We start from the raw sequence: 13,962 nt of genomic DNA, 5'->3' as shown, positions 1-13,962 counted from the left end.
AGGAATGATAATTTGATAGTTCTGTTGACAGAATATAAATCAGTTTATTTTAAATTTGCCTTTAAAACAACTTCGTATGGCCATGCTAAGTAAAAAAATTCAATCGCAGGTGACGGAAGTATTAAAGAAAACACTTACCGGTACCATTGAGATCCTGTTACAGGACGGTATGATCAAGATCAAAATTCCCAGCGATCAGTTAGATAGAAGGATAGATACGTTACTCCAAACGATCCAGCAAACCATCGACAAAAGTTTTCCAGATCGTGACAATGATATTTCCGTACTCATCAGAGATACCGGTGGCCGATATGAAAATGTTTTTAAGATTTGGAAGCCATAATCCTCCGCTATCAGTATGGAGTTCTTTATCGCGATAAAACCCTGCCTGATCGATGTCTTATGCAATGGCAAAGGCAAGCCGAATAGCAACTCAAATGGGAGCGCTCCATTAAGGCATAATTTATAATGCGGAGACGCGGTAGTTGGGGTCTCTGTCATTTATCAAATGAAACAGAACCTACTGCTGCGGTGCGGTCGATAATGATTGCTAAAGGGATTTTGAACGGTTATCCTGCTTTTTAACGGCCGGACCGCCATCAAAAATGATAATTGCATTAAGCCTTTGTATTGTACAGCCAGACACGTTCATAAGGTTTCATAATATGCGCCTTCAGATCCAGTTCGTCGTTTATTTTTACCCGCAGCGTTTGCTGGGCGCAGGGTTCGCCATGTACTAGAAATACCAGCGGTTTAGTTGTCTTAAATTGATCAAGCCAATGAAGTAGTTCGTATTGGTCGGCATGTGCCGATAAGCCTTCTATCTCGCGCACACCGGCAATAACCGGATAATAATTGCCGTGAATCTTTAGTTCATGCGCATGATTCAATAACGCGCGTCCCCGGGTACCTTCCGCCTGGAAGCCTATCAACAGGATCGTGTTCCTTTTCTCAGGAAGGAAATTTTTCAAGTAAGACAATACACGCCCTCCCGTAAGCATGCCACTGGCGGCCAGAATGATCTTGCTGCCATGACGTTCGATGATCTTTTCGGTTGTCTTGTAATCCTCATTAATGGTCACGCCGCTGAACATACGGGCAATTTCTTTTTCACCGATGGTGAACCATTCGGGGAAATGCAATAACACCTTTCCGGCAGAAGCCGCCATAGGGCTATCCAGATAAACCGGAACCTGTGAAGGTATTTGATTGTTTTGTTTTAGCCGGTAGATGATATGCATAACCTCTTGCGCCCGTCCGACTGCAAAGCATGGAATCAATACATTCCCTTTATTAAACAGCGTATTATTGATGACCATGGCCAATTCGGCGGCGGTATCACCACCCTCATGCAACCTGTCTCCGTAAGTGGATTCCATGATGATGAAGTCCGCTTTGGGCAATGCAGCAGGCGGCGGCAATAATTCTGAACTTAAACGCCCAATATCCCCGGAAAAAACGATGGATCGGCCATAACAGCGGATGACCGCCGAACAGGCGCCCGGAATATGCGCAGACGGATAAAATTCAAAGCTGATCTGCGATTGTATCCGGATCTCTTTGCCGGATTCGCAGACTTTGAACAAAGGAAGTGCGGCTTCTACATCTGCGGTATTGTAAAGTGGCTCCGCCGGTTTATGTTTAGAATAACCGTGCCGGTTGGCTCTCTCGGCGTCCTCTTCCTGCAGTTTGGCGCAGTCGCGCAGAATGATCTCCGCCAAGTCGCGTGTTGGCCCGGTCATATATATCGCCTGACGGAAGCCATGCCTAACCAGTAAAGGTATATAGCCGCAATGATCCAAATGTGCATGGGTAAGGATCAGGCAACCTATTGAACTGGCGTCAACAGGTAAGGGCTCCCAATTCTTTTCTCTTAATTCTTTGATTCCCTGAAACAGTCCACAGTCGATCATCAGGGTCATATGAGGCGTGGTCAGCAAATGTTTAGAGCCTGTTACAGTTCCTGCTGCGCCGAGTGATTGCAGAAAAACGCTTTCTGACGGTTGATATAGCTGTTGTTCTATCATGTCTATATAATTATGATAATTTATAACCAAACTGACGCAAAGCGGTTGAATTGCTGGTGCATGTCTTTGAATAAACGTTCTTCAGTGGCGTAGTCTTCGGAGATTTTTTCACCGTCTGCTACTACGTTTTCATCTACATAATTTCCCGAAGGATCGAGGCTATGCTGCAGTCGAACAAAATTTTCATTGAGCCGGTGTTTCAGCAATCCGATGTGGTCTTTATGAATGATAAACTGGTTCTGAAAGGTTTCCACCTTTTCGGCTGCTTCCCGGCCTGTATTATCCAAGGCTATCTCTTCGAGGCGTTCCGTTAGGAAACGCAATTCCAGCTCATAAAATTCAAGCCCGCGAAAAATGGATTGATGCGCAAAGTTGATGTGCTTAATACTAACTTTTTTCATAAGACAAGTTTAAGCAGTTCCGGCATCGTAGAAAATGACGGCTGCCCCTGGAGAATGTGACGCCCGGCATTTCCCGACATTCCAAAAGCTGCCGTAAGGTCATATTCCGGCCTGACCGTTATCATTCTACAAAATGTTGCTTTTGATCATTTTTATTAAAAAATAAAACGATGAAAAAATCTAGCAATAACTGTCTCGCCGGTGCATTGACCAGCATCGGGTATGCCCTGACATTCGCCTCCCTATTTTGTTTCGCCTGCCAAGGTGCAATGGCGCAGACTTCCAAGGATGAATTGACAGGAACGATCAGCAAACAGCTCCGTTATCCCAGCGGAACCAGATCGCTCTATTTCCCACTGACCGTAAAACGCTTTTACAGCAATCGGGATTACCGGCAGGTTTGGCTGACACCGGAGCGCGGTGAAACCGGGCAGGCCTGGCAAGCGATGATGTTGCTGGATTGTGTGCTTCAATATGGGCTTTCGCACAAAGATTATCATCCTGCAGCACTAACTTATGACGAATTGCGGGCTATAGTTGAAAAGCGAGGTACAGTAAGTGCGGAAAAAAAGGCTGAGTTTGACATCCTGCTGACGGACGCCATGCTCACGTTGCTGGATCACTTGCATTATGGGAAACTAAACCCTGAACTGACCACGCGTGCGGTAGATGCGGGTCAGGGCGACCTGCGTCTGGATACGGTGTTAAGCACAATCATTAAACAAGCAGATCTGGTGCAGGCCGTGGAGGCAGTACAACCCAAATCCAAAGCGTATCAGAGTTTGCAATACTGGATGTACAAATGGAAAGGTCTCTATACCGGGGATTGTTACGAAGTTCCTGAGGAACAAGTGCGCAAAGTGGCGATCAACATGGAACGCCTCCGCTGGGCTAACATTTCCGATGGCCCCTATATCCAGGTAAATATCCCGACGTTCACCTTGAGCATTTTTTTAAAGGATACCACGTACCGGTATCCGGTCATTGTAGGAAACAAGGCACATCCAACGCCACTGCTGGCCGGAACCTTAACTGGAATACATGCGCACCCGGCAGCAACTCTTACCCGTTCGTTGCGTATTTCCGAGGAACTGCCACTGGTACAGCTGAATTTGAAACCTAATCTACGTTCCCAACTGGAATTTGTTTTTGTGAGTAAATATCCGGTGAGTATGGCCGAATTTAATGCTCCGGAATGGTACAATAAAGCACTGCGTGCCGTGACCAAAGGAAACATTGGTATTGCGAACGGTGCAGACCTGGCCAGTGAAATACTAAAATTACAACCTGGCGCCAATCAACTGCCGGCACTTCGGCGCGGCGTTCGTGCCGGTCAGGAAATAAATATTCCGCTCAAAAGAAGCATTCCGTTCAAAGTTACTTACCTCACCTGTTTGATCAAAGATGGGCAACTCAACACATTCGATGATATCTATCAACTTGATGGACAACTGGAACAGGCACTTTACCATGACCTGCCGGACATAATGACTAACAAATGAATTACCTCGGGGATTCGGAAATAAAGGCTGCTGCGTGACCTCAGGGTAATAGCGCTATTGACCGGCACAATATAGGTCAGGCCGCCGGCAGGAGCGCGCTCCTGCCAACAAAAGCCCGTGTAGCATTTCGGTTTAACCAGATTTTTCAGAGGATGGTCTTGATGATTTATTATATTAATCGGGACAACAGCAAGACTGAAAATTGGCGGCTCATAATGATTTATCGTCGTGTTTATGAAAAGGTCGACGGACCTTCGAACACCTGATATCATCGATGCGGAAAACTGCTGAAAGCCCGGCGCAATGCCCCGGGGATGTTCATAGGCGGCTACAAGTGTCACCTGTCGTTAACGATTTTACGGCGCATATTTATAGCTTATTTTTTGCCGAAATGCCAGGCCAGCCCAAGGGTGAACGCCCGTGGGTCGCCCGGGTTATAACTATAAGAAGCCACCTTATTGGTGACGGTCGCCGAAGCCAGCGTCGCATAATAGGCGTTGAATATGTTCAATGCATTGATCCAGATCTCTGCATTTCCCCATTCATAGCCTAACCGGAGGTTCGTAACCTTGAAACCGTCATAAGGCAACTGCTGAAGGTTATCCATATAATAACGGCCGACGAGTTGTTCTTCCAGGCCCATACGAAACCCTTTGACGAATCCTGGTTTATACTGCACCTCGGCATTGCCGGTAAAGTGCGGTGCGCCGGCCATCTCCATGCCGTTATAATTAATGCCTGAAGCTACATAGTTGACGAAGGTATGCAGCGCGTTGCTGGCACTTAACCGAAGGAACCACTCCACGGTGGGGCGATAATTGATACCATATTCGATCCCCTTATGTTGGGTCGCGCCGGCATTCATCGGCTGGGAGGTATTATCCGGTAGGCGAACATTGATGATCTCGTTACTTCCGTTCATCAGATATGCACTGTAATCCAGGTAGAGTTTATTTTCAAGCAGGGATACCCAACCGCCAACTTCGTAGTTTTTAAAGTTCTGTGGCAGTAGATAAGCATTATTGGTTGTTTTTCCAAACACTTGAGTGATCTGTGGCGGGACATAGCCTTCGCTGTAAGTACCGTAAAATCCGGTACCATGGTCGTTATAAGTGAAACCGATCTTTGGTGCCAGTTTACCGTAATTGGTAATGGTTGACGGTCCGCCGGTCACTTTTGAGCCGGGTAAGGCATTGACGAAGGCATATTGAAAGGCATCATAGCGAAGAGCCATCGAAATGCGCAGGCCTTGTGCCACCGTAAAATCATAATCCGCATAGGAACCGAAATTGCTGATCACCGTGCGGTAATTGGCCATAACAGAGTCCGGGCTGGGGGTGCTATAGCCGGGATAATTGACCACTCCGTTCTGGCTCTTTTTGCTCACCCAGATAAATTGCTGGTAAAAGGATTGCGGGTCAAGTTCAGCACTGGTTCCGATGATGAGTTTACTTTCCAGCCATTTGAATTTCTGGACATGCTGCAGGTAAAGCCCGTAAGATCGGAAAGAATTGTTGTTGATATTTCCGGTCGCGGTGTCTGCAGATACCGGATTGATCGCCTTTCCTGCCGTGCGGTAAGTGGCAATGGAATACGACGGGTTCTGAATGACCGAGTTATCTCGGTACATGAAGGTGGCGTTGGTGCTGCCGTTCTCACTCCAGTTATGGCTGATTGTGGAACGTGCCCGCAGGGCGGTCACTTTACGATAAGTAAAAAAGGCCTGTGCTGCATAATTCTTGCGGGCAAAATGGGCGCTGTCCAGGCTGCCATACATATCGCTGAAGTAATTGATATAGGAAACGCTATTGGTCCACAGCGTATTTACATCGATCTTATAATCCATCCGGCCGGTCACGGCGGTCTTATGGAAGTCACTGTATTCTATAGGGCCGTTAGACTGGCGAGCGTAGTAGCCGCTAATGACATAACCGATCTTGCCGGTTGTAGTACCGAACTGGGCGTCCGTCCGCTCGTAGCCCTGGTTATTCAGCTGTACGCTGATCAAGCCGGAGTTCATCGCAGGTGGTGCCTGCGTGATCAGATTAACGACGCCGCCGATTGCTTCCGCACCATATAAGGCTGATGAAGGCCCTTTAATGATCTCTATCTTTTTAGCTGCTGCCATATTCATTTCTAACAATGCATTGTGGTTGAACACCGCTGATGTCCGGATAGGTATGCCATCTTCCAGATAAAGGAAGAGGTTATTGGTATTCATCGGCTGTCGAATACTCATTTCATGCTGTTCATTACCAAGATTGACCATATTGACGCCGCTGACCTTATTAAGCAGCATGTCCATGCGCTGAGCCTTGATATCTTCAATAGTCTGCTTGGATATGCTGGCAATAGCAATGGGTGCTTCGCTGCGTTTTTCTGCGGTCCGGTTGGCGCTGACGACCACCTGGGCCAGCTGACTTGTGGCCGGTTGCATCGCAATTGCGAGTAATTCGCTGCTGGTCTCCACCCAGCGGGTCTGGTAGCCGATAGAAGTAACTTTCAACCGCCGTGCGGCGGTCAGGATGCTAAAGCTGCCGTCCGGCAACGATGCCACCGCGTGGCCCAGGCTGTCAGAAAGCGTAGCTGCAGGTATAGGTTCCCGCGTAACAGCGTCATATATTTTACCACGGATGGTCAAGGTTTTGGCGGCCATTATCTGGTCGGAAAACATAATAAGGATGTTAACTATGAAGAATAGCTTTTTCATAAAAATTAGGGTACGCCGCCGCAGGGAACCTGCCGGCTGCAATGAATAAATAATGTTAACAGATGATTGGCTGCGGGGAATAGGCAGCTTAAGCCAGCATTTTCGGCGGACGGAATAGGGTATCTATATAGCGGCTGCTATATAAGTAGCTATAACCCGGAAAACTGGTTTGATTCAACCGTTCAGACTCCGGTTGCTGGAAAGTAAGTACTACTATTTCCTGGAATAAACTGATCTCCAGGCGGTTCAGATTATCCCTTTCAGATTGTTTCTTTTCGTTTTCTTCGGCCTGCTTTATCTTTTTCATCAGGTAGCATTTGCCGTTACAATGCAGCCAGGGTCGGGTTTTATTGATGCAAAGCTCCCGTGTGATATAAGCCCGGTTTAAGCCAAAACCGGCACATACTGCGAAACGTGAACAACTACAGTTGATCAGTGCAAGAAGTAGTAATATGGCGGTCAGTCGGCGTAACATCATTTGGGATTCAAAACAATTATTTTTTTAGGCTGGTAGTGAGCGGTTGGTCTATGCCATACATCGCCATTTCCAGGCTATGGTCTAATTGATACGGGTCACCAAAATCCTGTAGTTCGCCGTTTATCATCATGCAGGTGAGGTAGGTGATCTTCAAGGTCACCGGTTTTTTCAGCACGAAATCCTTCCGGATATAGGTACTCATATCCTGATGAAGTAAATCTATTCGTGCACCAGCGCCATCATTCCTGAGGAGCAGGCTCCCCAATCTTTCTGCCTGTTCTACCCGGATGCAGCCATGACTGTAAGCGCGGTCTTTGCGGTTAAACAATTCTTTTTCCGGTGTGTCGTGCAAATAAATAGCGTAAGGGTTGGCAAAGCGAAACACCAGCAATCCCAGGGCATTATCACAGCCAGCGGACTGACGCGCGAAATAATTCGCGGGGGTTCTGCTGATAAGGGCAAGATTTTCTGGTGTTGATCGTATAAAATTCCCGCTGCGATCATAAATGGCAAAATGATTATTCTCCAGGTAGGCCGTATCTTTTCTGGCTTTAGGCAACAGTTCATTGAAAAAGATCTTCGCCGGTACCTTCCACTCCGGTGCGGTGGTCATATATGTTATCGCGCTGACCAATGTAGGAGTTGGCGTTTGGGGCTTACCCACAACCACCTTAAAGCGGTAAATGGAATCAGGCGTGCGGTAAATCAGGGTAAAAGAAGGGATATTGATCTGAATATAAACGCTATCGCCTGTATTGGCCCAGCGAAGACGTTCCATATTGATGGCTAGCTTACGCACCTCGGCTTCCGGTATCTCGTAACAATCGCCCTGCAACTGGCCTTCCAGCATGTGCATGCGCCATTGCATTGCTTGGTATAACTTATCGGTTGGCTGAGCAGCGGCGATCACTGAGAGCAGGTCCTTTTGTTTCAGCCCTGCAGACAATGCTGCGCCGGCCTGAAAGTTCATATCTTTTAAGGAGTCTATGCGGCTGGCCGGAAATTCCGGGTTGAGCTTACCGTAATGGAGGTTATTCATCAGATTAAGGATCGCGTCGGTGAGCAGTATGTCGAAACGTGCCTGTAAAGGAATGCTTACTTTACCGGGCGTATCCAATATATCATGCATTTGGGTATAAGTCAGCTCATCCGGGTGATAATCGGCGTGTGACAGACCAAACTGAAGCACACAGTCGATCATCAGCATGGCCTGCCAGGCGGCTCCTGATCCGTTTTGGGGTTTTATCCAGGCGGCTCGGAAATTATTGTCAGCATACAGCCGCACCACTGACTTTGGAAAATATAATTTTTGCATAACCGTACCCGTTTGCAATTGGTGCTTGATTTCCATGGTCAGGCTGCTGTCGCCAGCCAAACCTTTGGCTTTTGTGCCCAACGATCCAAGAAGCAACAGGCAGACAAGGAGCAATAAGGAGGTTCGCATCGCATTTTTCATGACCTTTTAATTTTCTGTAAAATTCAGGGGAATGCCGGATCAAAAAAATGATAATGCGCAGGAATTAAGCTGATGGTGGGCACAGAATTGAAACATAAGGCAACTAAAAACGCCGGGCGTGCCGGCGTCTTTATGGTGTTAATCAGGGGATAAAACGTTATTATTAAGCGGTAGTTTCCTGGGTAGCGGATAGATTAACCGATAGCAACAGCCGGTAGACCTGTTCCTTGCATACCCGGAACTCTTTGACCAGATTGCTTATAAAATATTCAAGTTCGACCTGCGTTGCCGCAAGTGATTCTGAATCTTCGGGAATAATATCTTCCGCCATCAGTTCCAACTGGTTCAACTGCCCGGCCAAGAGATCATCCACTTCCATTGCTTCCAGCTTGTCTAACAATCTGCCGCAGGCGATCAACTGGCCGATATGTTCGCTGTCCTGCAAGTAGCTGATATAGCGATCCAGAAGTTGGCGCAGGAAGCCGGTTTCAATCTTAAAAAAGTCAAGGTCGGCACGCCAGCGTTTGGCGATCACGAAATATTGCAGGGACCTTGCAGACATGGTGATGGTTTGTTCCATAATATATGCGTAGTTAATTGCCTTAAAGTTCGTATTCCGAAAACTGGGACCGAATGACGGTGATCATTAAAATACATGACGCTTATCACTTAGGCTTTTCTGGTTGGGCTAGCAGCTTAATTTTATTTTTCCGAACCTGTTAACAATTTATTTATACCATAATTTTTCGGTTGCGACACTTGGGTCCGGACCGGTTGCTTATGATAAACAGCAGTCTTTGCGAGGCTTGTTCTTATCGTTTATGTGCCTTTTCAATAATTCGCAATATTTCGGCATGCTAAGTCCATGTCTGGCTACCGGAATTTCCTCGACATCGCCGGCGAAATAACCGTAAAACAGTCAGGCGGAACCTGACCGACCGGGAATTTGGTCTTGACGTTGATAGAGGTCTTTCAATTAGTACGGAAATATGATAATTGGTATGGTAACCGCTACCGGTAGTATCTCACCGATATGCCGACCCATGATTTCTTCAAAATGAAATCTATGATTGATTAGTGCAAGCAGATCATTGTGCATTCCGTTGATCAGTACATCGAGTGCTCTGGTCAGGTCCTTCTCATGTATATTGTTCAAATATAATTTATCATAATGTACCTGGCGGCATATTTCCTCACTAAATACCTTTTCGGCATATTCGTCCGTCATGTTCGTTAAACCCTTTGCCGAAATGTGTGCCACGGAAACACCCGCCTGGTAAGGGTCCGCCAGTTCGGCGAGGAAGCGGAGAATATGATAGCGGCAGTAACGCAGGTCAGCCATATAGACCAGCCGCTTAAAATCACGGATCATGGCGTGCGCGGGGATGAGCATCATCGGCACGCGGGTACGGTTAAGGATATGTTCCACCGGGAATTTCCCCTCTGGTGAGCCGGATCTTACGGTATCCGCCATCCCTTTGACGATAAGCCAGATATCTCTCTTGTTGATCAACTCCGTTAGCTCGCGCTCATCATAATCGGCAATATTTATCACTTCTATATCAACATCGCTATTTTCTATTTCCTCTTGCAATAAAGAAAGCACTTCACTTAACGCGTTAACAGGTCCCGGGATCTCGTCTCTACCGCCACTTATAACAGCAAGCTGCCGGGATGTTTTCCTGGCCGGCAGAGTTTGCCCGACAATAATATTTAAATGCAGGTGCCGGGCAATATTCAGCGCCTGTCTCGCCGCGTTTTCTGTCGCTGCCACATGGTCTGCTATAAGGAGGATCGATTTCATAATTGCTGGTCTGGGAATGATAAGACAAAGGTGCAACCTTTAACAACGATCTAACATGATGACGGTCAGTAATGAAGCTGCTGTTAGTCAGCTTTTTTCAATGAAGAAGTCAAATTCAGATAAAAAAATGACACCGGTCACTTTTTTATCTGAATCATATTATATTTTTTGTGATCCATATTCCCAATATTTGTATCAAATATCATTATCAAGACCAGATCACGACATGGAAAGCGCCGCACTCTTAAAAGCGATTATAGAAAATGCGATCGATGGAATTATCACCATCGACGGGCGCGGGCATATTGAAACAATTAACCCGGCCGCCTGTAAATTATTCCAGTACAGCCCGGAGGAGGTCATCGGTAAAAATGTATCCATATTGATGCCGCCGCCTGACCGGGACCAGCATGACGAATATATCGCCCGCTACCAGCGCACACGTGAGCCACATATCATCGGTATTGGGCGGGAGGTAAAAGGCCTGCGTAAGGACGGCACCGTATTTCCTTTCCGTTTAGGGGTCAGCGAAGTACCCTTTTCCGGACGGAAGATCTTTACGGGGTTTATTCATGACTTATCCCGGGAGAAGGAAGCTGAAGAACAATTAAAAGAATATGCCGTGCACCTGGAAGAGTTGGTGGAGAACCGAACACAAAATCTGAAAAGCGCCATCCAGGAATTGCAGCTGGCCAAGGAAGAAGTAAGTACCTCTCTGGAGAAAGAAAAGGAACTGGGCCAATTGAAAAGCCGGTTTGTATCGATGGCCTCGCATGAATTCCGGACGCCGCTCAGCGCCATCCAGCTTTCTTCGTCGCTGATCGAGAAATATGCCCAGCCTTTTGACAACGCCAATATCAGCAAGCATGTCGCTAAGATCAAGAATTCGGTGGGCAACCTGACTAATATCCTTAACGACTTTCTATCGCTCGAAAAATTGGAAGCTGGGAAAGTGGAAGCCACCTACCAGTATTTTGACCTGGTCAAAATGTCCGAAGAAATAACCGAAGAGCTACAGTTGGTCGCCAAGCAAAACCAGAATATTATTTACCAGCATACCGGTACGCTCAGCATGGTGAACCTTGACCCGAACCTGATCAAAAACTGCGTTATCAATCTGATCGGAAATGCCATCAAGTATTCGGGAGAAAATACTTTTATTGAATTTAATACTGAAATTAACGATAAGAACTGTATCATCACGATCCGGGATAATGGTATTGGTATTCCTGAAGCCGACCAGAAACATCTGTTCGAAGCATTTTTCCGGGCTCATAATACCGGCAATATCCCCGGAACAGGACTCGGCCTGAATATTGTTTCCCGTTATACCGGCCTGATGAATGGCGAGATAGCTTTTAAAAGCGACGTCAATCAGGGCACCTTATTTAAGATCACCATTCCATTGATATGAAAAAGAAAGTACTGATCATTGAAGATAATAATGATATCCGCGAAAATGTCGTGGAGATCCTTGGCCTGGCCGGCTATGAAGTTTACGAGGCCGCAAATGGTAAAGCAGGTGTAGATCTGGCGAACACCAATTTGCCTGATATCATTTTGTGTGACATTATGATGCCCGAACTGGACGGTTATGGTGTGCTGCACATCCTGCATAAGAACCCGGAAACTGCGGCGATCCCTTTTATTTTCCTGACAGCTAAAGCTGAACGCGTAGATCTGCGCAAGGGTATGGAAATGGGCGCGGACGATTACCTGACCAAACCTTTTGATGACCTTGACCTGCTCAATGCCATTGAAAGCCGTTTGAAGAAAAAGGAAGTGCATCAGCATTTTTACAGTCGTTCTTTGGACTCCCTGGGCAACCTGATCTCCAGGAATGACGGACTGGCGGAACTGAAAAAGATCATCCAGGAGCGCAAAAGCCGGTTCTTTAAAAAGAACCAGGTCATTTATTATGATGGCGATAAGGGGGCGGGGCTATATCTCGTGCTGAGTGGTAAGGTAAAAACGATCCGCATGGCCGAAGATGGGCGCGAATTGATGACGGGAATTTACAGCAATGACGAATATTTGGGTATCCACGCCATGCTTACGAACGAACCTTATACGGATACCGCTACCGCTCTTGAAGATTGCGCGCTTTGCATGATCCCACGGGACCAGCTGGAGCAGTTGCTGCATGCCTCACCGGAAGTTGGCAGAGAGTTCATTAAGCTGCTGGCTGATAATATCCGTGAAAAAGAAGAACAGCTGATGCAGCTGGCTTACCATTCTGTGCGCAAGCGGATGGCGGAGGCCATGCTGCGGCTGTACCGTCAGCCTTCGGGAGAAAAAGATGGCTTCAAGATCACGCGGGAAGACCTTGCAGCCATGGCGGGTATGGCGACCGAAACCGTGAGCCGGACGCTATCCGATTTTAAGGACGAGGGCCTGATAGAGAAAAAAGGCAGTCTTATTACGATCCTGGAACCGGAGAAACTGGCTAAAATGAAAAACTGATACACATCATATTTTGAGCTGACTCCGCTCATTCCCGGCTGTACTGCTTTCCGTTAGCTTTGTTTGAAATAAACAAATCAATGAAAGCAGTCGCATTCAGTATTAAGCCTTTTGAAAAAGAATACCTGGCTAAGGCTAACCAGAAGAAGCACGATATTACGCTGATTTCAAACCCGCTTTCCATCGATACCGCGTTGTATGCCAGTGGAAAGGACGCGGTGATCGTCTTTACTAATGATGATGTTTCCGCGCCGGTTGTTGAAAAGCTTGCCGGGCTGGGGGTACGCTATATCGTTACCAGATCCGCCGGCACTGATCATATTGACAAATCGGCTGCGGCGATCTACGGCATCAAGCTGGCCAGTGTGCCGTCTTACTCGCCACAGGCGATCGCAGAACATTCGGTGGCACTTGCTTTTGCACTGAACCGCCAGGTCGTTAAAGCCGACCATCACGCGCATGCTTTCGATTTTCGCAATGACGACCTTGTCGGGTTCAATTTTGCCGGCAAGACGGTAGGTATCATTGGCATGGGCAACACCGGGCAGGCCGCTGCGTCTATTTATCATGGTTTAGGCTGTCAGCTCGTCGCTTATGACGAAAAGTTCCCGCGTAATTACCGTTATGTCAAGCCGGTTTCGTTGGAACAACTTTACCGCCAGTCTGATATCATCACGATCCATGTTCCTTTAACAGAAGAAACCCGGTATATGATCAATCATAAATCGCTCCAGCAGATGAAACCAGGGGTGATGCTGATCAATACCTCCCGCGGGCAACTGCTGCAAACGGGAGATGTTCTGGCCGCGCTCGAAGAAAGAAAAGTCGGCTACCTTGGTATGGATGTTTACGAATTCGAAAAAGGGCTGTTCTTTGAGAATCACAGTAACGACACCTCCAAGGACCCTTTATTATTGCAGTTGCTAAGCCATCCCAATGTGCTGGTCACACCGCATCAAGCCTACCTAACCAAAGAAGCGCTTCAGCAAATCGCCGACCAGACAATCCGCAGCCTGGATCTATGGCAGCAAAATAAATGCGTGGGCAAAGCCTGCGCATGCGGCCAGGCCTGCAAAACCACTGCTGTTGTAAAGGATAACGAAGCCGAACTAAAGAATTGA

12 protein-coding genes are annotated in these 13,962 nt (G+C 47.2%); 5 read left to right on the top strand and 7 right to left on the bottom strand.

The features are described 5' to 3' along the window. Positions 1-76: 76 nt before the first annotated feature. Entirely contained in the window at positions 77-343 is a 267-nt protein-coding gene (locus tag G7092_RS02425; protein WP_166085836.1) for a hypothetical protein, read from the top strand. Positions 344-617: 274 nt separating this feature from the next. Here G7092_RS02425 and G7092_RS02420 read toward each other — a convergent pair whose 3' ends face one another. Both G7092_RS02420 and G7092_RS02415 read right to left on the bottom strand, forming a co-directional pair. Next, the gene (locus G7092_RS02420) at positions 618-2,057 is read right to left on the bottom strand and encodes an MBL fold metallo-hydrolase RNA specificity domain-containing protein (protein ID WP_202985200.1); all 1,440 of its coding nucleotides are present in this window, start codon (positions 2,055-2,057) and stop codon (positions 618-620) included. Then, positions 2,048-2,428 (bottom strand): hypothetical protein, encoded by a 381-nt coding sequence (locus tag G7092_RS02415; protein ID WP_166085835.1) that lies wholly within the window; start codon positions 2,426-2,428, stop codon positions 2,048-2,050. The genes G7092_RS02420 and G7092_RS02415 overlap by 10 nt, the downstream gene beginning before the upstream one ends. Before the next feature lie 170 nt (positions 2,429-2,598). Here G7092_RS02415 and G7092_RS02410 point away from each other — a divergent pair, with 170 nt between their 5' ends. Then, the gene (locus G7092_RS02410) at positions 2,599-3,930 is read left to right on the top strand and encodes a L,D-transpeptidase scaffold domain-containing protein (protein WP_166085834.1); all 1,332 of its coding nucleotides are present in this window, start codon (positions 2,599-2,601) and stop codon (positions 3,928-3,930) included. Positions 3,931-4,306: 376 nt separating this feature from the next. Here the strand turns inward: G7092_RS02410 and G7092_RS02405 are convergent, their stop codons facing one another. The 5 genes from G7092_RS02405 to G7092_RS02385 all read right to left on the bottom strand — a co-directional run bounded on the left by G7092_RS02405 (position 4,307) and on the right by G7092_RS02385 (position 10,378). Further along, entirely contained in the window at positions 4,307-6,640 is a 2,334-nt protein-coding gene (locus tag G7092_RS02405; protein ID WP_166085833.1) for a TonB-dependent receptor, read from the bottom strand. An 88-nt stretch (positions 6,641-6,728) separates the two neighbouring features. Further along, positions 6,729-7,118 carry a hypothetical protein gene (locus tag G7092_RS02400; RefSeq protein WP_235953764.1) on the bottom strand — a complete coding sequence of 130 codons (390 nt, stop codon included), beginning with the start codon at positions 7,116-7,118 and terminating at the stop codon, positions 6,729-6,731. 16 nt (positions 7,119-7,134) lie between these two features. Continuing rightward, positions 7,135-8,574 carry a L,D-transpeptidase family protein gene (locus G7092_RS02395; protein WP_166085832.1) on the bottom strand — a complete coding sequence of 480 codons (1,440 nt, stop codon included), beginning with the start codon at positions 8,572-8,574 and terminating at the stop codon, positions 7,135-7,137. A 163-nt stretch (positions 8,575-8,737) separates the two neighbouring features. Continuing rightward, complete coding sequence (locus G7092_RS02390; RefSeq protein WP_166085831.1) at positions 8,738-9,154, bottom strand: hypothetical protein; 417 nt, start codon at positions 9,152-9,154, stop codon at positions 8,738-8,740. Positions 9,155-9,550: 396 nt separating this feature from the next. Then, the gene (locus G7092_RS02385; RefSeq protein WP_166085830.1) at positions 9,551-10,378 is read right to left on the bottom strand and encodes a hypothetical protein; all 828 of its coding nucleotides are present in this window, start codon (positions 10,376-10,378) and stop codon (positions 9,551-9,553) included. Between the two features lie 226 nt (positions 10,379-10,604). On the opposite strand from G7092_RS02385, the gene G7092_RS02380 reads away from it, so the two are divergent. From G7092_RS02380 to G7092_RS02370, 3 genes are all read left to right on the top strand, one after another. Beyond that, the gene (locus tag G7092_RS02380; protein WP_166085829.1) at positions 10,605-11,792 is read left to right on the top strand and encodes a PAS domain-containing sensor histidine kinase; all 1,188 of its coding nucleotides are present in this window, start codon (positions 10,605-10,607) and stop codon (positions 11,790-11,792) included. After that, on the top strand, positions 11,789-12,841 hold the full coding sequence (locus tag G7092_RS02375) for a response regulator (protein ID WP_166085828.1): 1,053 nt from the start codon (positions 11,789-11,791) through the stop codon (positions 12,839-12,841). The genes G7092_RS02380 and G7092_RS02375 overlap by 4 nt, the downstream gene beginning before the upstream one ends. 80 nt (positions 12,842-12,921) lie before the next feature. After that, on the top strand, positions 12,922-13,962 hold the full coding sequence (locus G7092_RS02370; RefSeq protein WP_166085827.1) for a 2-hydroxyacid dehydrogenase: 1,041 nt from the start codon (positions 12,922-12,924) through the stop codon (positions 13,960-13,962).

The organism is Mucilaginibacter inviolabilis (assembly GCF_011089895.1).
Lineage (GTDB): Bacteria > Bacteroidota > Bacteroidia > Sphingobacteriales > Sphingobacteriaceae > Mucilaginibacter > Mucilaginibacter inviolabilis.
This window is presented reverse-complemented; position numbering and strand designations above follow the sequence as displayed.